Source organism: Skermanella stibiiresistens SB22, from assembly GCF_000576635.1.
Lineage (GTDB): Bacteria > Pseudomonadota > Alphaproteobacteria > Azospirillales > Azospirillaceae > Skermanella > Skermanella stibiiresistens.
The window spans coordinates 474,425-496,089 of sequence record NZ_AVFL01000001.1 but is presented as its reverse complement, the minus strand read 5'-3'; the positions used below and the strand labels follow the sequence as shown (position 1 = coordinate 496,089).

Below are 21,665 nucleotides of genomic sequence, written 5' to 3'. Positions count from 1 at the left end.
GATCTTCACGCCATGTGAATGTAGCGGAGCACGAAGTCCTGGACGCCGAAAGCGGCGTCGCGCGCCTCGGCGTGGATCGCGTCGAGCCGGTCCCAATCGGCTTCCGGCGCGCCGCGCTCCAGCGTTTCCAGCAGCGACGCCAGCCCGGCGGCGGCGGCGTTGCGGGCGGCGCCCTTGGCGGCGTGGGCGACGGACTTGACCGCCTGCCGGTCGCGTTCCACCATCCGCTGGGCCAATCCGTCGAGCAGCGGCGGAAAGGTCTCGATGAAGAAGCCCAGCACCTCGCGCAGGATCTCCGGATCATCCAATCCGATGATCTCGGCGAGTTGCGCCAGATCCACGGCATCCCCCGCCGTGGGGCTCGGTGCCGGGGCGGAGGACGAGGTGGGGACCGGAGCCGGCGGATCGGAGGAAGGGGCGACATCGCCCAGGTCCAACGCCCAAAGACGGATGATCTCCGCCAGCTTCTCGATCCGCACCGGCTTGGCGGCGTAGTCGTCCATCCCGGCGTCCAGGCACTTGCGGGCGTCGCCTTGCAGGGCGTTGGCGGTCATCGCCACCACGGGCGTCCGGCGCCCCCGATCCTCCTCCCAGTCCCGCAAAGCGCGGGTGAAGGCGTAGCCGTCCATCTCGGGCATGTGGCAGTCGGTCAGGATCAGCGAATAACGCGTCGCCTTGGCGAGTTCGAACCCGATGGCGCCATTGTCGGCCAGATCGCAGTCGAGTCCAAGCTGGCGCAGTTGGCGCTGGGCCACCATCTGGTTCATCCGGGTATCGTCGATCACCAGGATGCGCAGCGTGGCGGCCCGTCCGGCCAAGCTGCCCGACAGCGCCCGCAGGTCCCTCACCGAACCATCCTCCGACGCCGCCTGTACGGCTTGGCCGGCCGCCGCGGCGACGCCATGGCGCAACTGGTCGCGGCGCGCCGGCTTGGGCAGGGACGCCACGAAGCCGGCGGCGTAGATCGCCCGGTTGAGGCGGGGGTCCAGCCGCGGCGTCATCAGCACCATGCGGGTGGACATCGGGTCGACCCGGCCGGTGAAGGCGCGCCATTGGTCCTCACCCGCCACCAGATCGATCAGGGCGACCTGGAAGGCGTGGCCCGCGCGCCGCGCCTCGGTGATGGCGGCGATGCCCTCCTCCACGCAATCGGCCAGTTCGACCTTGGCGCCGAAGTCGGTCAGCATGTGCGGCGCCGATCCCGCCGTCACGGCGTCATCGGTCACCACCAGCACCCGCAACCCCTCGGTGTCGACCGGTTCGGGTGGGATCGGCGGCCGCAGGATCTCGACGGGAATCGTGAACCAGAAGCAGGCCCCCTCCCCCGGCACGCCGTCGCATTCGATCGCACCGTCCATCATGTCGACCAGCTTGCGGCAGATCGCCAGCCCAAGTCCGGTGCCGCCGAACTTGCGCGTCGTGGTGCCATCCTCCTGGGTGAACGGCTCGAACAGCGAGGCCGCCTTTTCCGGAGCGAATCCGACGCCGGTGTCCGCCACCTCGAAGCGGAGCATCGGCTTGCCGTTCTCTTCGTCGAGGCGGCCGAGCGTCAGGGTGACGCCGCCCGTCTTGGTGAACTTGAGCGCGTTGCCGACGAGATTCATCAGGATCTGGCGCAGCCGCAGGGGATCGCCCAGCACACCAGCGGGAACCCGAGGGCCGACGGTCGCGGTCAGCCGCAAATCGCGCTGGCGAGCCTGGGACGAGAGCAGCGCCATCACGTCGCGGACGATCTGGACGGGCGAGACCTCGGTCTTCTCCACCTCCAGCTTGCCGGCCTCGATCTTGGAGAAGTCGAGCACATCGCCGATGATCTGGAGCAGCGTCTGGGCCGCCACGTCGGCGGAATGCAGCAACTCGCACTGCTCGACATCCACGTCGGTCAGCTTGAGCAATTCCAGGTTGCCGAGGATGCCATTGAGCGGCGTGCGGATCTCGTGGCTCATATTGGCCAGGAAAAAGCTCTTGGCGGCGTTGGCTCCCTCCGCCGCGCGCAGCGCCACATCCAGGTCGCGCCCCCGGCGCCGCGCCTGCTCGACCTGCCGCTTCATGTAGTCGATCGCGGTGCCGACCCCGGCATACCGTCCGTCCCGCGTTATGACGAAGCCGTTGATCAGCGTGTCCGGCGCCTCGGTGGCGATCCTCAGGCCGATTTCGTCCAGGCCAGCCTCGTGGTCGACCACCAGGGGGGCGCGCCACATCAGCGACTCGATAGGCCTGCGCTGGTAGAGATCGCGCATGAACGGCTTGGCGAGACTGGAGAGAAGGTCCGTCCTGCTGACCATGCCGACGACGCGCCGCTCCTCGTCGACGACGGCGAGCGCGGGCCACCGTGCGTCCTCCACCAGCCGCGTGACCACCGCCTCGCAAGCGGTCTTGCGGTGGATCGGTTCCAGCGACACCAGCACGTCCCCGGCCCGGAAGTCGCGCGGACGGGACTCGGGCTCCGGCATGGAACCGGGTTCGCCGTGGGAACTGGGCGGTTCGATCCGCGTATCCTGCCGTAGGTCTGGCAATTTCACTCTCTTTCGGGCGATCCCCATCGGAGGGTCGCGGGAGAAACCCGGAACATCACACTTTCGATTTTAGGCAAATCCGTTGCGCGTTCATGACATCAGCGTGAATTTCTTGAGCGGATATCCGGTCAAGGGGCATGCTTGACCGAAGGGGCATGCTTGACCCCCGTACCGAAAAGGGCTAGTTGCCGAACCGCCATGGCCGTCTACACCGAAGTCTCCGACGAAGACCTGAACGCCTTCATCGCCCAGTACCCACTGGGCGGGGTATTGTCCTGCAAGGGCATCGCGGAGGGGGTCGAGAACTCCAACTACCTGCTGGTGACGGAGACGGGGCCGTACATCCTGACCCTGTACGAGAAACGGGTGAACCGCGCCGACCTGCCGTTCTTCCTGGGCCTGATGGAGCATCTGTCGGCCAAGGGCGTCGGCTGTCCCGTTCCCCTGCATGGCCACGACGGCGAGGCGCTGCGCGAGTTGTGCGGCAGGCCCGCCGTGCTGGTGACCTTCCTCAACGGCATGTGGCCGCGGCGGATCGCCCCCTACCACTGCCAAGCCTTGGGCGAAGCCATGGCGGGGCTGCATCTGGCGGGTGCCGACTTCACCATGGCCCGGCCCAACAACCTGTCGGTCTCGGGCTGGCGCCCGCTTTTCGAGGCCTGCGCCGATCGCGCCCACGAGGTCAAGCCGGGGTTGGCCGAGGCGCTGGAGTCGGAGCTGGACCTGCTGGAGGCGCACTGGCCGTCAGCGACCGGTCCGGGCGCGCTGCCGTCGGGCGTGATCCACGCCGACCTGTTCCCCGACAACGTGTTCTTTCGGGGGCGGGCGCTGTCCGGCCTGATCGACTTCTATTTCGCCTGCACCGACCTGCTGGCCTATGACGTGGCGATCTGCCTGAACGCCTGGTGCTTCGAGCCGGATGGCGCCTTCAACGCGACCAAGGCGCGGCTGCTGCTGTCCAGTTACCGCAAGGTCCGGCCCCTGTCCGACTCCGAGTTGGAGGCGCTGCCCCTGCTGGCGCGCGGCGGCAGCCTGCGGTTCCTGCTGACCCGCCTCTATGATCTGCTGAACCATCCGCCCGGCGCCTTCGTGCAGCCGAAGAACCCGCTGGAATACTGGAACAAGCTGCGCTTCCACCAGCAGGTTCGCGGTCCCGGCGACTACGGACTGGAGTGAGTGGCATGACGGGAGAAGCGGGTGCCGAGGCCGGGGGACCCCAGGTGGTCGACATCTACACGGACGGCGCTTGCAGCGGCAATCCTGGACCGGGCGGCTGGGGCGCCATCCTGCGTTTCGGCGCGGTCGAGAAGGAGCTGTGCGGTGGCGAGCCGAACACCACCAACAACCGCATGGAGCTGATGGCAGCCATCCAGGCGCTGGAGGCGTTGAAGCGGCCGGTCAAGGTCCGCCTTCACACCGACAGCCAATACGTCAAGGACGGGATCACCAAGTGGATCCACAACTGGAAGGCCAGGGGCTGGCAGACCGCCGATCGGAAGCCGGTCAAGAATGTCGAACTGTGGCAGCGCCTGGACACCGCCAAGGCCGGCCATGACATCGAGTTCCACTGGGTGCGCGGCCACGCCGGCCACCCGGAGAACGAGCGCGCCGACGAATTGGCGCGGAAGGGTCTCCAGGAGGCGCGGCGGCGCTAGGGCGATGGCGCCCGGTGCGGATGGCGCGAGGCTGGCGGCCTAGTGTTTGGCCGGCTCCGCCTTGTCGTTTCTCATCATGTCGGCGATGGCCAAGGCACTGGGAACCCCAATGAGCACGAACGCGAACAGCAGTCCCATGATGTCACCCTTTCGATCAGGACAAGGTTTCAAGGCGGATAGCGCCCCACTATAACCTCGAATCGGCCGCGCGGTCTCGCCCAAGGCGACGGGATACCTCATTAAACCCCGGATTTTCCCGCCGTCAGAACTCCAGGTTGACCGCGATCAAGGCCACATAGCCGTCGCCGACCTCCGGGTCGTCGTCGTCGAAAAAGATCACCTCCGGGCCTATGGTCAGGCCGGGAGCCGGTTCGTAGGCGGCCCCGAGGCCGTAGATGTTTATCTTCCGGCCGGGCAAATCGACCTTCTGGTACTGCGCCGCCACACCCCAGTCGTCCGCCTCGTAGCTGACGCCGACGTTCCAGGATTTGGCATCGGGCTCGTCGGTCTCGATCAGGCTGTCGCCGTTGTCGTTATAGGCGCCCCCGATGGTGAAACCCTCGTAGCCGATCTGGGCGCCGGCACCCCAGGCGTCGAAATCCTCCGCGTCGGTCCCCTGGTTGGCGTCGCCATGGACATAACCGACACCCAGCACCAGCGACACCGGACCGATATCCCTCTTGTAGCCCGCGCCGGCCTCGATCAGGTCCTTGTAGAGGTTCTCGGCGTCCGGAGAGGTGGGCTTGAACCTGACGACGTCCTGCCCCTGGCTGTCGAACTGGGGCGTGTAGGAAACACCGGCTTGGAACCCGCCCAGCACGGGGCTCATATAGGTGATCTTGGTCGAGTCGGACGTGTCGGTCGGCAGCAGCAGGTCGTCGGTTTCGATCCCCGGCCCCGCGAAGTCGTACCAATCCTCCTCGATCTGGCCATTGCCGACGGTGGGCGCGTAGACGAACAACTGGTCGGAGGCGCCGTCGTGGTCGCCAAGCTCGATCCGTCCCCAAGTGCCGCCGACATAAACCGACGCCTCGTCGACGCTGATCCCTGCGCCAGCGCCGTCGCCGCCGTCGTTCTCGAACTCGATGTGGGCGCCGTACAGCAGGCCGTTGTCGGCCTTGCCATCGGCGCTGACATGGATCTCGACCTCGTTCTGGAATTCCCGGCTGGTGGCGCCGGGCGCGTCGCTGTCATATGTGGCCGCCCGGAACGTGGTGTAGCCGCCCAGCTTGACCGTCATCTGCGCCAGGGCGCCGTGGGAATGCGCCACCGCGAGAGCGGCCCCAGCCATCAACGCCGCTCTCAATGCCCTTGATCCCACTCTTGATCCACGCAGCATCCAACCACTCCGAATTTTTCGAAACTTTGATTTCACAAGTTCTGGAACGGAGTTTTGGCTACTGGTCAACGGCTGGCTAGAAGTGCAAAAGCCTAATTCAAGTTCTTCTCTACCCTGTGCCATATTGGCGACACGTTTCACGTTTCAGGCTTGGCGTTTTCCATGTCCTAGGGTGTCTCTGGAAAGGCGTTACTGTCACGCGATCGAAATATTCAATTTTCATCTTTGTCGTCATAATCCGACAAACGCTCAACACCGTACAAGCCACGGATTGTTGCTCCAACGTATCACATCGGAACTTCCCCACCGCCGCGGCGAAAAAGATGCGGCGCGGTTGGAAGGCTCTTGATATGAAAGAAAGGGTTACTTCTCGGGGAGTTCTGGAATGCGATTCGCGGGGCGTTGGCTGACGGGCTTGGGCGTGGCGGTCTGTACGTCCTTATCGGTCGCGGTGGTCGTTCCGGCACTGGCCGCCGATCCGACGGCGGCAGACGTGCAGTGGGCGCAAGGCATCCTCAAGGGCAAGGGCCTCTATTCCGGGCGCGCCAACGGCGACTTCAACGACCCGACCAAGGCGGCGTTGCGATCGTACCAGAAGTCGGCGGGCCTGAGGCAGACAGGGCAGCTGGATCAGGCGACCACGGCGCACATGCTGGCGGAACGGCAATCGGCGGCGTCACCGACCATGGGCAATCTCGCCGGACCGGGGGGCCGCCCCCAGCCGAGCAAGGTCAACCGCGACGCCGAGGCGCCGAAGCCGACGGCGGCTCCACGCATGGGTGTCGACACGCACGGTTCGCCGGAAGGCGAGCAGGCGCTTGGCGTGTTCGGCGGCCATGCCCCGGCGGGCGCGCCACGGGATAGGGCAAGGGATGGCGCAAGGGATGGGCCAAGGGAGGGATCTGGCGGGTCGGCCACGCGTGGAGCGTCCTCCGGAGAACCGGTGCCGCAAGCCGCTCCCCGCACCCGCGTCGACTCGGTCGGCCAGCCACCGCCCGACGGCATGACGGAGATGGCCGATCCGGCGGAAAGCGGAATCACCGTTCCCCCGTGGGTCCGCACCGGCGTGATCGGCGTGCTGGGCGCCAGCTTCGCCTTCGCCGGATTGAGCTTCTGGATGAGCGGGCGGCGACCGTCGCGAAAACAGCGGGGCAACTCGCCTGCCGAACCGATGGCCAGCCGGCGGGAACCCAGTTTCGACGGCGGCGGCGGTGCCGGCCGCGCTCCGGAATTGCGGGCGACGCGCCCGTCCTGACAGGCAGGCTCCCAGCGGCGGGACAAATCGCTGCACCGCAACATTTCCACTGGGTGGATTTGATGGGTGCGGCATAGCTTGCGGATGCATTCCGCAGTTGTGTCCGTTTGCCCGGGAACCAGCCTCCCCATGGAATTCTTGATCCTCTCGATCGCCGGCCTGCCCGCCGTGGCGCAGGTCATGCTGATGCTGTGCCTGGTCGCCGTGCTGGGTTTGACACTGGGCGAGGCGCGGATTGGCGGTGTCGGACTGGGGATCGGCGGCGTGCTGTTCGCCGGGATCGCCGGCGGCCATGCCGCGAAGCTGGCCGGTATCACGCTGGACGCGGCGATGCTGGATTTTGTCCGCGAGTTCGGCCTGATCCTGTTCGTCTACAGCATCGGCATCCAGGTCGGCCCCGGCTTCTTCTCGGCCCTCAAGCGGTCCGGACTGGCGCTCAACCTGATGGCGGCGGCCCTGGTGCTGATCAGCGTCCTGGTGGCGGTGGCGATCCACATGATCGGCGGATTGCCGCTGCCGGTCGTGCTTGGCCTGTTTTCCGGCGCGGTGACCAACACGCCGTCGCTGGGCGCCGCGCAGCAGGTGCTGAAGGAGGTCGGCGCCACGCCGGAGATGTTGGCGCTGCCGAGCCTGGGCTACGCGATGGCCTATCCCTTCGGCATCGCGGGCATCCTGATCACCATGCTGACGGTGAGGGCGCTGTTCAGACTGGACCCCGCCGCGGCGGCCAGCGCGTTCGAGGAACGGCGTCGGTCCGAGGTGGCGGCCTTGGAGACCATGAACGTCACCCTGCGCGACACCGGCCTGACCGGAAGGACGATCGGCTCGCTGACCGAGTTGGGCGTTTGCGGCGTGATCGTGTCGCGCATGATGCGGGATGGCAAGCTGCGGGTGCCACATGACGGCACCGCGCTCCGGCCAGGCGACATCCTGCATCTGGTCGGACCCAAGCCGGGACTGACGCGGATGCGGGCTATCCTGGGACCGGAGAGCGACCAGCCGCTCACCACCAAGGGAACCGACCTCTCCTGGGCCCGGGTGGTGGTGACCAATTCCGACGTCCTCGGAAAGTCGATCGCGGCGCTCAACATCCAGGACAGTTATGACGTGCGGATCTCGCGCGTGGTCAGGGCGGGTGTCGAACTGGTGCCGGACGCCGCCTTCCGGCTCCAGTTCGGCGACATCGTCAACGTGATCGGACGACCGGACGACATCCGGCGGGCCGCCGCCGCGTTCGGCAATTCCGAACGGCGGCTCCAGCAGGTCCATCTGGTGCCGATGTTCCTGGGCATCGTGGTGGGCATCCTGCTGGGCAGCGTGCCGCTGATGGTTCCGGGTCTGCCGGCGGCGCTGAAGCTGGGCTTGGCGGGAGGGCCGCTGATCGCCGCGATCGTGCTGTCCCGCGTTGGCCATGTCGGCCCGTTGGTCTGGTTCATGCCGCCGGTCGCCAACACGGCGCTGCGGGAGCTTGGCATCGTGCTGTTCCTGGCGGTGGTCGGGTTCCGGTCGGGCGACCGCTTCTTCGACATCCTGATCCATGGCGATGGCCTGACCTGGATGGCGTGCGGCGCGCTGATCACGATCATCCCACTGATGACGGTGGCCCTGTTCGCCCATCTCGTGAGACGGCTGAACTACCTGAGCCTGTGCGGCCTGCTGGCCGGGGCCATGACCGACCCGCCCGCCCTCGCCTTCGCGGGCGCCATGACACCGAGCGAGGCGCCCGCCCTGGCCTATGCCACGGTCTATCCGCTCGTGATGTGTCTCCGCATCCTGGCGCCCCAGGTGATGGTGCTGCTGCTCACCTGAGGGCGGTCACCGCAGTCCCTGGAAGAAGTCCATGATCGCCTCGCCGGTGCCGGGTGGCCACTGGTGGGGGTAGTGGCGGCCGCGCGAATTCAAGTCCTGGTGATGCGGACACCACAGCACCGGGTTCGAGGGGTCGTGATCGGCGAAACGCTCGCATTCGAACGAACCGACCTCGGCTGTTTCCGGCTCGTCGGCGCTTTGGCCGTTCTGCGCCACCAGGGTGTCGCGGGCGCGCTCACCCTCCGCGATCGGCACCAGCTCGTCAGCTGGATTGTGCAGCATCATCGCCGCGACGCCGCCATGGCACTGTGACGGCACGATCCCGCCGGCGACGCTCCCGACGCCCCGGATCCTGTCGCCCCGGGCACAGGCGAGGCTGTTGACGAACGACGCGCCCAGCGAGTGGCCCACCACGAAGACGCGGTCGGGGTTGACGCAGTAATCCCCGGCGAAGCGGGCGACGATGGCGTCGAACAGGGCGTAATCGCGGAGGCTCCCCGATTTGTCGCCCGGATCGGACCAGCTGAAGGTGCCGTCTGCTTGCCGCAATCCCAAGGGGTAGACGAAGATGGTTGGTTCGCCGCGCGCCTTCTCCAACCCGTAATAGCCCCTGACCTGGGCGTTGTCGTTGGTGCGGCCATGGAACGCCACGACCAGCCGGTTGGGTCGGTTGGGCAGGTAGTCCGCCGGAAGATCGACGATCAGGTCGCGCTGGCGGCCATTCACCTCGACATGCGCCGGTGCCTCCGCGGGGGGAGGACGTCCGCAACCGACCGAACCAGCCCCCTGGGCGCTGGCGCAGGCGCCCAACAGGAGGAAGAGGGGAAGCGCCAAGGGCAACGAGAAATGGCGGCGGGCCGGCATGGGCTGCTACTCCGGGGAGGCGGCGGAGCCCAGTTCATCGCCGAGCGAGCGGGCGATGTCCAGATGATCCCGCAGGGAGGCCAGATGATTGGCCGCGAAGGTCTTCAGCGACGCGTCGGCGCCCTCCTTCGCCTGCCGGTCGAACAGATCGATCAACGACCGCTGCGCGGCCATCTCGGCCTTGAGCCACGCCTTGTCGAAGGCGGCGCCGGACAGGGCCGACAGGTCTCCGGCGGGTTCGGACGGCGCTTCCAAGGTGGCCGTGTCGATGCCGGCGTCGCCGGCGAGCACGGACAGTTCCTCGTTGATCGGCCGCTGGTCCTCGATGATGCGCTCCGCGAGGATCCTGACGCGCCGATCGCCGGCCTTGGCGATAGCCCGCTCGGCCGTCTCGAGCCGCGCCAAGCCGGCGCGCGACACCTCCTCGACGAAGCGCGCGTCGCGCGCGGGATCGCCCGCCTCCGCCATGGCGGGGCCGGCCAAGAGCCAGCCGGTGAGCCAAACGGTCGATAGGAATGCCGCGGCGATGGGTTTCATGGTGCGAGGCTCATGGGGTGTAGGGCTCATGGGGTGCGGGGCTGATGGGGTGTGGGGGAACCAGTACGCTGAACAACGACGGCGTCCCATTGCTCCAATCCTCTCCCGGCAAGGGCGGATCCCCCCACGGAATTTTAATATTTACTGAGCAAACTATCCTTTCTGTCCATATGGTCTTTCCGCCCATTTGGATGCGTCTTTCACGACCGATTTTTGGTCAGCATGGGGAGATATGGTCGGCATGGGACCGCGTGACAGGTCCGGAGGCCAGCGCCGATCCACCGGCAAACGCTGGGCGGCCCAGGCTTTCGGAATGGCGATTTTTGGCCTGCTCAGTTTCATGCTCCTGTTCCAGATGCGCCAGGACCGCATGGCGGCTCTGACTACGGCCACGGCGACCGCCGACCGGCTCGCCCGCGTGCTGGAGGCGCACACCCGCGAAACGGTGTCCTCTGTTGGCGCCGTGCTGTCCACCACGGCACTCCACCTCGGCATGATGAACGACGCCGCGGCGCTCCAGCCGGAGCGGGTACTGGCCGTCCTGTCGGCCAATGTCCGCAGTTTGCCGTATCTCAAGGCGCTCACCTTCATCGGGGCGGATGCCCTGGTGGTCGCGTCGACGCATTCCAAGGTGGCCGATAAGATCGACGCCTCGTCGCGGGACTATTTCCAGAAGCACGCGGCCGGGGAGAGGGGCACCCTGATCGGGATCGCCACGCCCAGCCTGGTGACGCCACACCTGATCGTTCCGATCACCCAGCGGGTGGAAACGGCGGGCGGCGATTTCGCAGGCGTGCTGGTCGCGGTGATCGATTTCCGGTACTTCGAGGCGTTCTTCAAGACCCTGAGCGTCGGGGAGCGCGGGCTGGTGGCGCTCTACTCCGGCGACAACGCCATGATCCCGGAGACGCCCTTCAACGAGGCGAGGATCGATGCGGCCGTCCGGACCGACAGGCTGTTCGGCGCCGACGCGCTGGCCTCGGCGGTGGAGGGGACCTTCCGCGCGGAGACGCCGCTCGACGGCGTCGACCGGATCGTCGGCATCCGAGAAGTGGACGGACTGTTCCTCGGGGTGATGGTGGGATTGTCCGTCGACGAGGTGCTGGCCGGATGGCGCGATGGCACCCGGAGCCATGCCATCGTCTGGCTGGCGGCGGGCTGCGGCGTGGTCGGCCTGACCATCCTGCTGCTGGGACAGATGCACCGCCGCGATCGGGTAACCGAGGCCTTGCGGGCGGCCGGAGAGCGGCTCTGCCGTAACGAGCAGCATCTGACGCGGGCGCAGAACGTCTCCCGGATGGGCAGCTGGGAGCTGGATCCCGTGTCCGGGCAGCTCATCTGGTCGCCGATGATGTACAGGATCTTCGGCCAGCCCAAGTCATTCCGCCCGACCATCGGCGGGCTGTTCGACATCGTCGGCCCGAAGGCCCGCGATGGTCTCCAGTCGCTGCTGGACCGGGCCATCTCGGGCGTCGTCCCCTCGGCGCTCGAATTCGACGTGACGCGTCCAGACGGCGAGACGCGGCGGTGCCGCTGCAAGTGCGAGCCCGTGATCTCGACCGGAAACAAGACCGTCGCGATCGTCGGCACCCTCCAGGACGTCACCGAGCAGCGCCGCGCCGAGGCCGAACGGCTGGACTTGGAGCGGCAGCTGCAGCAGGCGCTCAAGATGGAGGCGCTGGGAACCCTGGCCGGCGGCATCGCCCACGACCTGAACAACGCGCTGGTGCCGGTCCTCGGCTTGACCGAATGCGTGATGGAGAACCTGCCGGCCGGCGGCGCCGAACGCGCCGATTTGGAACTGGTGATCGATGGCGCCACCCGTGCCCGCGACCTGGTCCGCCAGATACTCGCCTTCAGCCGCAAGGAGGCGCCGGAACGGGAGCCGGTCGACATCGCCAAGGTGGTGGATATGGGCTGGGAACTCCTGCTCCGCGCCCTGCCCTTCGGTGTCCGGATGGAACGCCGGTGCGCCGCCGGAGCCCTCGTCCTGGCCGACCACTCGCAGATCGATCAGGTCATCGTCAACCTGGTGACCAACGCCGTGCAGGCGATCGGCGACGGTCCCGGGACCGTGACGGTTTCGGTCACCGCCCAGCGGGACACAGCACCCGGAAAAGCGCGGTTGACCGTGGAGGACACCGGTCCTGGCATGGACGAGACGACCCGCTCGCGCGTCTTCGAGCCTTTCTTCACCACCAAACCGGTCGGGGAGGGCACCGGTCTGGGGCTGGCCGTCGTCCATGGCATCGTCACCAGCCATGGTGGCTCGATCGAATGCCGCAACCGCCCCGGCGGAGGCACGGTCTTCGACGTCTTCCTGCCGCTCTTCGAGACGGCTGTCGCCGAACCCATCCCCTGCGACTTCATCTAACCCGGACACCCCGTCCATCACACCGGCGGCGAAGCGCCGGTTTCCAAGAATGACACACGAACGCGAACCCAGCGAGGCGACATGACGACCAAGAAAATCCTCCTGATCGACGACGAGAAGCTGGTGCGCGTCACTCTGACCCGCATCCTGGTGCGGGCGGGCTACACCATCGTTGAGGCGGCCAACGGCGAGGAGGGGATCGCCGAGGTCGCGCGCTCCCACCCGGATCTCGTGATCTGCGATATCCTGATGCCGACAAAGGAGGGGATCGAGACGATCCGGGACCTCCGGCGCAGCCATCCGGATCTGCCGATCGTCGCGATCTCGGGCGGCGGCCGGCTTGGCTCCTGTGATTTCCTGCGCCACGCCGAGCAGTTCGGCGCGCGGGCGACGCTTCGGAAACCCTTCTCGCCCGAGGAAGTGCTGGGCGCGGTCGGCCGGCTGCTGGACGAGCCGGCCCCAGCTTTCAGCGAGGAGGCGTTCGCCGAAAAGGTCTCCGCTGGATAGCTCAGTTCAGCTTGAGGGCCTGCTTGACCGCCGGCAGGGCCGGTTCGCCGGCGCGCGTCGTGACGCCGTCGAGCCAGGCGGTGATCACCTGGGGATTGGCCGTCAGGTACTCGGTCGCGGCGACCGTCGCGTCCTGCTTCTTGCCTTCGATGCCCTCCATGATGGCGTTCTCCATCTCGGTGGTGAAGGCGAGCTGGCCGAACAGCTTGCCAGCGTTGGGGCACTGGCCGGCATAGCCCTTGCGCGACAGCGTGTTGATCGTGGTGCCGCCGTAATTCGCGCCGAAATACTCGTCGCCGCCGTCGAGATAGGCGATGTCGAATTTCTCGTTCATCGGGTGCGGCTCCCACGCCAGGAAGACGATCCAGTCATCGCGCCGGGCCTTGCGGGTGACCTGGGCCAGCATGCCCTGCTCGCTCGACGGCACCAGCGTCCAATCGCCCAGCCCAAAGGCCTTGGCCGCGATCATGCGGTCGATGTTCTGGTTGGCCGGAGCGCCGGGATCGATGCCGTAGATCTTGCGCTCGAACTTGTCCGGGAACTTGGCGAGATCGGCGAAGCTCTTGACGCCGCCGTCGGCGACGTATTTGGGCACGGCCAGCGTGAACTTGGCGTTCTCCAGGTTGGCGCGGACGAGGTCGGCGTCCTTGTTCTCCAGCAGCGGCCCCGCGAGATGGCTCTGCGCCGGCATCCAGTTGCCGAGGAAGACGTCGATCTGCCCCGTCTTCAAGCCCTGGAAGGTGATCGGCACGGCGATCGTCTCGACCTTCTGCTCGTAGCCGAGCGCCTTCAGCAGGATGCCGGCGACGGCGTTGGTCGCGGTGATGTCGGTCCAACCGGGATCGGACATGCGGACCACGCGGCAGCTGTCGGGATCGGCGGCCTTGGCCGTCGCCCAAGGCGCCGACGCCAGGAACCCGGTCAGCGCGACGCCGGCCGCCACCTGTGCCATCACTCGTAGTGCCTTCATCGATCGGTTCCTTTTCGCTTCTGTCATCGGGACAGGGGGTTGGTAAAGGCCCTCATCGGGGCCGGACCGGCGGAAAACGGGCCATAGCCTCCAGATCGTCGAGGTCGATATGGTTGCGCATGTATTGCTGGGACGCGTCGTCCACCGGCTGGTGATCCCAAGAGTGGCGGGCGCCCGCGCATAGGGCATCGTACACCAGCCGCCGCCGCCGCTGGCTCTCGACCACCTCGGCGCGCAGGGCGGCGAGATCCCAGCGTTCGGCCACCTCGGCTCGGTAGGCCGCCACCGCGTCCGCCAGTGCCGGCGCCTCGGCCAGGTTGACCAGTTCGTCGGGGTCTTCGGCGAGATCGTGGAACTGGTCGGGATCGACCGGCGAGTGGATGAACTTCTCCGTGCCGCGGCGGATCATGACGATCGGGGCGATGGCGCCCTCCGCCAGATACTCGCCGATCACCTCGTCGTGGCCTCCCGTGCCATTCAGGTGGGGCAGCAGGCTGCGGCCCTCGATCGGCGTGGCATAGGGAGGTGCGGTGCCGTCGTGGGCCAGTTCGACCAGCGTCGGCAGCAAGTCGATCGAGGAGACGGCATGCCGGACGCGGCGCGGCGCGAACCGTCCGGGAGCGTTGACGATCAGCGGGATGCGGCAGGCACCCTCGAAGAAGCTCATCTTGTACCAGAGCCCGCGCTCGCCCAGCATCTCGCCATGGTCGGACAGCAGGATGACGACGGTGTTCTCCGCTTGGCCGGAATCCCGCAACGCCGCCATCAGGATGCCGATCTGGTCGTCGATGAACGAGACGGCCCCGCAATAGGCCCGCCGCGCGGCGTGGACGTGGCGCTCCGTGATGCCCGAGTTGTCCATGTCGCAGACATGGCGCAGCCTGAGCGAATGCGGATCGAGCCGGTCGGGCGCCACGGCGACGCGCGGCGGCGTGATCTCGTCGTCGGTGTGGCGGTTCCAGTATTCCTCGGTGATGGCGTAGGGATCGTGGGGATGGGTCATCGACACGACCATGCAGAACGGCCGCTCGTCGCGTGCCCGCGCCATGTCGAACAGCTTGCGGCGGGCGGCGAACACGACCTCCTCGTCGAAGTCGAGCTGGTTGGTCCGGACGCAGGGGCCGGCCTCGGTGACCGAGCTCATGTTATGGTACCAGGACGGCCGATGCTGGAAGTCATCCCAGTCCGGTGTCCAGCCGTAATCGGCGGGATAGATGTCGGTGGTCAGCCGCTGTTCGAAACCATGGAGCTGGTCCGGTCCGCAGAAATGCATCTTGCCGGACAGAATGGTCTGATACCCGGCGTGACGCAGGTAATGCGCGAAGGTCGGGATGTCGGACGGGAAGTCGGCCGAGTTGTCGTAGGCGCCGATCGCAGACGGCAGGCGCCCGGACATGAAGACGTAGCGCGACGGCGCGCACAGCGGACTGTTGCAATAGGCACTGTCGAAGGTGACGCCACCGGCCGACAGCGCGTCGATGTTGGGCGTCCTCGCTGGCCCGCCGCCATAGGCCGCGAGCACGGCGGGGGTGAGCTGATCGGCCATGAGGATCAGTATGTTCGGCCGTCCCGCCATTCCCGCCACCATTCCAAAGATCTCCCTGTGCTGGACCCGTATCGGGTGTTAAGGCCGCGGCGGCGCCGATCGTTCCATCACGCTTCCCATCGCGCTTCCATTGAACCAACCGGAAGGGCAATCTGGCCAGCAGCCGCCCGGTCGCTAGAATTCCAGGCGAATGCGCTTCATGTGAAGCCCTGGTTTGATCATGATGGTATGAGGAGCGCTCATGTCGATCCGGCGTCCGCCGCTCCAGCCGCTGGCGTTCTTCGAGGCGGCCGGCCGCCACCTGAACTTCAGCGCCGCCGCGCGCGAGCTGGGCGTCACCCAGTCGGCGGTCAGCCATCAGGTCGCCTGGCTGGAGGCCGACCTGGGCGTGCCGCTGTTCCGCCGCCTGCATCGCGGCGTGGCCCTGACCTCCGAGGGCGCGCGCCTGTTCGAGGTGGTTCGGCGGGGCCTGGACGAGATCGACGGCGCGCTGAACGCCATCCGGGTCGGACGTGGCCGCCGGGTGCTGACGGTGGCGACCGACTTCGGCTTCGCGGCGTGGTGGCTGATGCCCCGGCTGGCGGAACTGCGCGAGCGGATGCCCGATCTGGAGGTTCGCATCGTGACCTCGCAGGACGCGATCGACATCCGGCGCGAGTCGATCGACGTCGCGGTGGCGTTCGGCACCGGGGTCTGGCCCGGCTGCGCCGCCCGCCGCCTGTTTCCCGAAACCGTGACCCCCATATGCGGCCCTGGCTTCCGCGACCGGATCGGAGAAACCGCCGACCCCGACCTGCTGGCTGGCCTGCCCCTGCTCCACCTGGAAAGCTCGGGCGGCGCCGCCTGGCTGTCGTGGCGCGACTGGTTCGCCCATCACGGCGTCAGCGGAAGGCGCCCCGCCGGACTGGACCTGACCTTCAACAACTACCCCCTGGTGTTGCAGGCGGCTTTGATGGGGCAAGGCGTGGCGCTGGGCTGGTCGCCCCTGGTCGACTCCCTGCTGCGCGGCGGTCAGTTGGTCGCGCTTGGACAGCCGCTGGAACGCGCCGACCGCGGCTACTTCATCGTCGAGGCCGGCGATGGCGCCGCCGTCTCCGGCCGCGGCGAACGCAACCGCGACCTATTCCGGAACTGGATCCTGGAGGAGGCGGCGCGGGAATGAGCGGCGGCCGGCTCCGGCGAATATCACGGATCAGACGGTCGGCTGTCCTTTGGGAACGAAACCATCGGACACACCGCCCCCATCGGCGGCCAGCGCGAGCCGGGCGAGGGCCGGGAGGGATTTGGCGCCCATCTTGCTCATGATCAGGGCGCGGTGGCTCTCGACCGTGCGCTGGCTGATGCCCAGATCGGCCGCGATGTTCTTGTTGGGGTGCCCCGCCAGCACCATCGCCATGATCTCGCGCTGGCGCGGCGTCAGGCTCGCCACGCGTTCGGCGGCGGCGGCCTTCCAAGCGGAGAGTTTGCTGGAGTCGCGGGCCTGCTCCAGCGCGTGCCCGACGCTGGCGAGCAGTTCGGCGGGCCCGACCGGCTTCCCGATGAAATCCGAGGCTCCGGCCTTCATGGCTTCGACCACCAGCGGTACGTCGCTGCCGCCGGTGATCATGATGGCGGGCAAACGGTCACCCCGGCCCATCAGCCGCCGAAGCAGGTCCAACCCCTTCATTCCGGGCAGGTAGGCGTCGATCAGGATGCAGCCGGGACGGCCGGGATGGTAGGCCTCGAGGAAGTCCTCGCTGCTCGGATAGTCCTCCACCGAATAGCCGCTCCTCTCCAGGACGTTCCGAAGGCTGTCGCGGACTTGGTCGTCGTCGTCCACGATGAAGATCACGGGTGCCCCGGAGGGCGCGGCGTGATGCACCTCGGCCGCCGCGGGAAGCCCGGCGAGCATGGTCTGGATGAGATGCGTCAACTCCAGCGGCTTGACCGGCTTGTGGAGCTTGACGCAGTTATTGACCGAGAAGTCGCGTAGCGTCTCCATCGATATGTCGCCGGTCAGGATCACGACGGGGATCTGTCCATGAAGCCTCTCCCGCAACAGCGCCGCGACCCGCAATCCCGTCTGTCCAGGCAGATTGTAGTCAGCCAGGATGAGGTCCGGCCGAGCCGATCCCCGCGTCACCAAGTCCAGCGCCTCGTCGCCATCGGCGGCCGTCGCCACGCCATATCCTTCGTCCCTCAGAAGGGTGCCGAGCAGGTCGCGCAGTTCGTCGTCGTCCTCGACCACCAGGATTGTGCCGCCACGGCGGCTGTTGACGGTGCCGGAACCGGGGTTTCGCCAGGGCGGGTCTCGCGGTGCCTTCGCCGCGGCTTTCGTGATCCCGACCTCGATGCCGAAGACCGAACCATGGCCGGGACGCGACCGGACGGTCACCCGGTGGCCGAGCAGCTTGCCCAATCGCTGGACGATGGACAGCCCGAGGCCCAGCCCGCGGCTTCGGTCGCGCGCCGGGTTGTCGATCTGATGATACTCATCGAAGATGGCTTCCAGCTGATCGGCCGGAATGCCGATCCCGGTATCCCAAATCTCGATCCGAAGGGTTCCGCCATGGCGGCGGCACCCGAGCAGCACCTTGCCCCGCTCCGTGTACTTGAACGCGTTGGTCAGCAGGTTGCGGATCATCCGCTCCAGCAGATGGGGATCGCCATGGATCGAGGCGCCACAGCGCACCACGCGGAGGCCGAGCGAGCGGTCATGGGCGAGGTAGCCGAACTCATCCCGCATCCGGTCGAGCAGATCGTTGATCCGGAAATCCGTGATCTCGGGTTGGATCGTGCCGGCGTCGATCTGGTTGACGTTCAGCAAGGCGTTGAGCATGCCGGTCATCGCGACCAGCGTCTGGTCCATCTGGGCCACGAGCTCCGTCGCCCGTCCACCCTCGACGCGCTTGGCCAGAAGTCCTTGAAGCAGGGCCAGCGTTTGCAGCGGCTGGCGCAGATCATGGCTGGCGGCGGCGAGGAAACGCGACTTCGCCACCGTCGCCTGTTCCGCCTGCCGCTTGGCGACGCCCAGGGCATCGGCCACCCGCCGCCGTTCACTGATGTCGACGAAGGTGATGACGACGCCCTCCACACCCTGGTCCCGTGTCCGATAGGGCAGGATGCGCCTTACGTACCAAACGTCGCCGGGCGCCTCCACCTCGCACTCGACCGGGATCAGCGTCCGCAGCACCGAACGGGCGTCATCGAGAAGGGCGTCGTCCTTGGCCAGCGACTTGAGATCGGCGAGCGGCCGCCCGACATCGCCGGGAATGACGCTGAACAGGGCCTTGGTTCCGGGGGTGAAGAAGCGGATGTTGAGGCCGCTGTCCAGGAACAGCGTCGCGACGTCGGAGCTGTACAACACGTTCTGCAAGTCGTTGGAGGTCGTCCTCTGCCGTTCCAGCGTCTCGTGGAGCTGTCCGTTCAAGGCGGTCAGCTCCTCGTTGAGCGATTGCAACTCCTCCTTCGACGTCAGCAATTCCTCGTTGGTGGACTGATACTCCTCGTTGACGGACAGCGCCTCCTCGTTGATCGCCTTCTGCTCCTCGCCCAGCATTTCGAGGTTGTGGATGGCTCCCTGGAGTTCCGACCGCGTGGTTTCCAGCTCGCGCTCGAGCTCGGCGACCCGGCCAGCGTCGGGCGGGACGCCGGAGTCGGTTTTTTCGTCCGCCCGCTTCGGCCCGTCGACGAAGCAGATCAACAGCAGATCCTCGCCCTCGCACGCGACCGGCCGCACGTCGACACTGAACGAATAAGTGGCGCCATCACGCTCGATTCGGCCGTCCCCCACGATGACGCGCGTGTTTTCCAGCCAAGCCCGCTGGACCGCGGCCCGCAGCTTTATCCGGACCCCCTCGCGCGCCATCGCCAGCACATCATGGAGGGGACGGCCCGGAGCCACCCTCAGGTAATGGTCGGTCCGGCCCAGGAAATACAGGCACTCGTACTTGCGATTGATCAGCACCGCCGCCGGCGCGTAGGCCTCCAGGACCAGTTTGCGGCAAAGCTCGGCGTGGACGTCCTGGCGATGGGGCGGCTGTCCCGCGACCGGACGGATCAACGACCTGACACCATCGCCGCCGCCCGCCGAAAAACGCAATTCCCCTGGACCGGCGCGTCCGACGCGGCGATAAAGGCGCTCCTGTTTGACGATCACCTCGAACCGGCCGCTGGTGTTGCCGATCGTCTCGGAACCGCCCAGCAGGAGGACGCCATTCTCCCGCAGGGCGAAGTGGAACAGGGCCACCACCTTGGCTTGGGCCTCGGGACCCAAATAGATCAGCAGATTGCGGCACGAAACCAGATCGAGGCGGGAGAACGGTGGATCCGCGAGGATGTCCTGCACCGTGAAGACGACTGCGCCACGCAATTCCGGCACCACGCGATAGCCGAAATCCTCCTTCGTGAAGAAGCGGGCGAGCCGCGCCGGCGACACGTCGGCCTCGATCGTCAGCGGATACAGGCCTTCCCTGGCGATGAAGATCGCGTCCGCGTCGACGTCGGAGGCGAAGACCTGGAGTTTCAGGTCCTTCCTGGTCTCAGCGATCCGTTCCAGGAAGAGCATGGCCAGGGAATAGGGCTCCTCCCCCGAACTGCATCCGGCGACCCAGACCCGCAGCGGATGGCCGAGCGCCTGGGCGTCGACCATCTCGGGTATGGTCTTCTCGGCCAGCAGGTCGAAGACCTTGGGATCGCGGAAAAATCCGGTGACGTTGATCAGCAGGTCCTTGGAGAGCAGATCGATCTCGCGGTGGTCGTTCCTCAGGATTTCCAAATACTGGTCCACGGCCCCGGCCTCGATCGGGGCCATCGCCATGCGCCGTTCGGTCCGCCGCCGAAGCGTGCCGTGCTTGTAGAGGGAGAAGTCATGGGCGGTTTTCGCCCGCAGGAGATCGATCACCGCCGGCAGCCAATCCTGGTTCCCGTCCGGCGATTCGCCCTCGGCCCTGTCGTGGGTGAGCGCCATCCCGTAGTCGAACCTCAGAAGCGCCTCGGGTATTCGGGCTGCTGGCAGGACGAGGTCCACCAGCCCCGTCAACATGGCGTTGCGCGGCATGCCGTCGAACTCCGCCTCGTCGGGATGCTGGACGACGACGAGGCCACCCCTCTCCCTGATGTCCTTGATCCCATTGCTGCCATCGGCCCCGGTACCGGAGAGGATGACGCAGATGGCGCGGTCGCGGCACTCGTCGGCCAGCGAACTCATCAGGAAATCGATCGGCAGGCGGGCGCCATGGCGGGCGGTCGGCTGTGATAGCCGCAGCGTGCCGTTCCGCACGGAAAGATAGGTGCCGGGAGGAATGACGTAGAGGTGATCCCGCTCGATCGCCATGCCATCGGCCGCCTGCATCACGGCCATCGATGTATGGTTTGCCAGCAGATCCACCATCATGCTCTCGTGGTTGGGATCGAGATGCTGCACCAGGATGAAGGCCATGCCGGTGGCGTCGGGCAGGGCGTCGAGCAATTTACCGCAGGCGTCGAGGCCCCCGGCCGAGGCTCCGATCCCGACGATGGAGAACCCCATCGGTGAAGTACCGGCCGGCGTGGAATCGGTTGGGGACTCGTTCTGAAGCGCTGGTGGCGGCGCTGGCCTGTCACCGCGTTCCGGAAAAGCCGGACCAGCTTGTGGACCGGATATCGCTGGCATTCCATCTCCGCTTGGCGAGTGCCGTCGCGGCTTGGACGACGACGATCATCGTCATCCCCCAACCCACTGTCACGATCGGCCCACGGTAGCTGGCTTATGGGATCCAATGATAGTCAATATGATCACCATAAGCATATGACTAGGTATAATCCGAACCTCCTTACGCGCGATCACGACCGGCTATCGTGCTTATGGGCGCTGTCTCGATGATCGCCCGATTGACGGATCACGTAATCGTAGGGGATGGAGAAGCAAAATGGAAAACGCCTCCTCGAGCGGCCTCCAAGTGCTCCTGGTGGAGGATGAGGCCGTGATCGCCATGCTCCTCGCCGAGGTCTTGTATGGAATGGGGCACCATGTCTGTGCGACCGCCACCACCGAGGCGGCGGCCGTGGCGGCGGCGGCCCGGCACAAGCCTGACTTGATGATCGTCGATGAGAAGCTGACCATCGGGAGCGGCTCCAGCGCCGTGGCCGAGATCATGCGGCATATTCAGGTTCCATACGTGTTCGTCAGTGGCGCCTTGCTGAGGAACGAGACCCTGAACCCGATGGCGGTGATCCTCCAGAAGCCTTTCACCGTCAACGAACTCGTCGGAGCGATCAAACGCGCCGTCGCCACGGCGGCTCCACCGCATCCCTGAAACGGACCGTTCCGGAGT

At 66.7% G+C, this 21,665-nt stretch carries 15 protein-coding genes; 8 read left to right on the top strand and 7 right to left on the bottom strand.

What is annotated here, in order from left to right; genetic code table 11:
- Positions 1–5: 5 nt before the first annotated feature.
- Complete coding sequence (locus N825_RS36105; protein WP_051511412.1) at positions 6–2,453, bottom strand: ATP-binding protein; 2,448 nt, start codon at positions 2,451–2,453, stop codon at positions 6–8.
- Positions 2,454–2,714: 261 nt separating this feature from the next.
- On the opposite strand from N825_RS36105, the gene N825_RS02110 reads away from it, so the two are divergent.
- Together N825_RS02110 and rnhA are read left to right on the top strand one after the other, a co-directional pair.
- Positions 2,715–3,692: a homoserine kinase gene (locus tag N825_RS02110; protein ID WP_037446112.1), complete on the top strand. Its 978-nt coding sequence runs from the start codon at positions 2,715–2,717 to the stop codon at positions 3,690–3,692.
- A gap of 5 nt (positions 3,693–3,697) precedes the next feature.
- Positions 3,698–4,171 (top strand): ribonuclease HI, encoded by a 474-nt coding sequence (gene rnhA, locus N825_RS02105; RefSeq protein ID WP_051511411.1) that lies wholly within the window; start codon positions 3,698–3,700, stop codon positions 4,169–4,171.
- Positions 4,172–4,433: 262 nt separating this feature from the next.
- On the opposite strand, the gene N825_RS02100 is transcribed toward rnhA, so the two are convergent.
- On the bottom strand, positions 4,434–5,462 hold the full coding sequence (locus N825_RS02100; protein WP_037446111.1) for a porin: 1,029 nt from the start codon (positions 5,460–5,462) through the stop codon (positions 4,434–4,436).
- A 433-nt stretch (positions 5,463–5,895) separates the two neighbouring features.
- On the opposite strand from N825_RS02100, the gene N825_RS02095 reads away from it, so the two are divergent.
- A complete protein-coding gene (locus N825_RS02095; RefSeq protein ID WP_037446110.1) occupies positions 5,896–6,765 on the top strand; it encodes a peptidoglycan-binding domain-containing protein in 870 nt (289 codons plus the stop codon).
- Between the two features lie 129 nt (positions 6,766–6,894).
- A complete protein-coding gene (locus tag N825_RS02090; RefSeq protein WP_051511410.1) occupies positions 6,895–8,574 on the top strand; it encodes a putative transporter in 1,680 nt (559 codons plus the stop codon).
- Between the two features lie 6 nt (positions 8,575–8,580).
- Here N825_RS02090 and N825_RS02085 read toward each other — a convergent pair whose 3' ends face one another.
- Both N825_RS02085 and N825_RS36100 read right to left on the bottom strand, forming a co-directional pair.
- Entirely contained in the window at positions 8,581–9,438 is an 858-nt protein-coding gene (locus tag N825_RS02085) for a CE1 family esterase (RefSeq protein WP_037446109.1), read from the bottom strand.
- A 6-nt stretch (positions 9,439–9,444) separates the two neighbouring features.
- Positions 9,445–9,975, bottom strand: coding sequence for a DUF4142 domain-containing protein (locus tag N825_RS36100; protein ID WP_051511409.1), 531 nt, complete (start codon positions 9,973–9,975; stop codon positions 9,445–9,447).
- 241 nt (positions 9,976–10,216) lie between these two features.
- Between N825_RS36100 and N825_RS02075 the strand changes: the two genes are divergently transcribed.
- Together N825_RS02075 and N825_RS02070 are read left to right on the top strand one after the other, a co-directional pair.
- Positions 10,217–12,349 (top strand): ATP-binding protein, encoded by a 2,133-nt coding sequence (locus N825_RS02075; protein WP_198038145.1) that lies wholly within the window; start codon positions 10,217–10,219, stop codon positions 12,347–12,349.
- Positions 12,350–12,430: 81 nt separating this feature from the next.
- The gene (locus N825_RS02070; protein WP_051511408.1) at positions 12,431–12,856 is read left to right on the top strand and encodes a response regulator; all 426 of its coding nucleotides are present in this window, start codon (positions 12,431–12,433) and stop codon (positions 12,854–12,856) included.
- A gap of 1 nt (position 12,857) precedes the next feature.
- On the opposite strand, the gene choX is transcribed toward N825_RS02070, so the two are convergent.
- A complete protein-coding gene (choX, locus tag N825_RS02065) occupies positions 12,858–13,826 on the bottom strand; it encodes a choline ABC transporter substrate-binding protein (protein ID WP_037446107.1) in 969 nt (322 codons plus the stop codon).
- Between the two features lie 52 nt (positions 13,827–13,878).
- Positions 13,879–15,414 carry a choline-sulfatase gene (gene betC / locus N825_RS02060; protein ID WP_037446106.1) on the bottom strand — a complete coding sequence of 512 codons (1,536 nt, stop codon included), beginning with the start codon at positions 15,412–15,414 and terminating at the stop codon, positions 13,879–13,881.
- A 199-nt stretch (positions 15,415–15,613) separates the two neighbouring features.
- Between betC and N825_RS02055 the strand changes: the two genes are divergently transcribed.
- Positions 15,614–16,534, top strand: a complete 921-nt coding sequence (locus N825_RS02055) for a choline sulfate utilization transcriptional regulator (protein WP_037446105.1) — start codon at positions 15,614–15,616, stop codon at positions 16,532–16,534.
- Positions 16,535–16,564: 30 nt separating this feature from the next.
- On the opposite strand, the gene N825_RS02050 is transcribed toward N825_RS02055, so the two are convergent.
- On the bottom strand, positions 16,565–20,881 hold the full coding sequence (locus N825_RS02050; protein WP_245612973.1) for a chemotaxis protein CheB: 4,317 nt from the start codon (positions 20,879–20,881) through the stop codon (positions 16,565–16,567).
- A gap of 379 nt (positions 20,882–21,260) precedes the next feature.
- Between N825_RS02050 and N825_RS02045 the strand changes: the two genes are divergently transcribed.
- Positions 21,261–21,647, top strand: coding sequence for a response regulator (locus N825_RS02045; protein ID WP_037446104.1), 387 nt, complete (start codon positions 21,261–21,263; stop codon positions 21,645–21,647).
- The last annotated feature ends 18 nt before the right edge of the window (positions 21,648–21,665 follow it).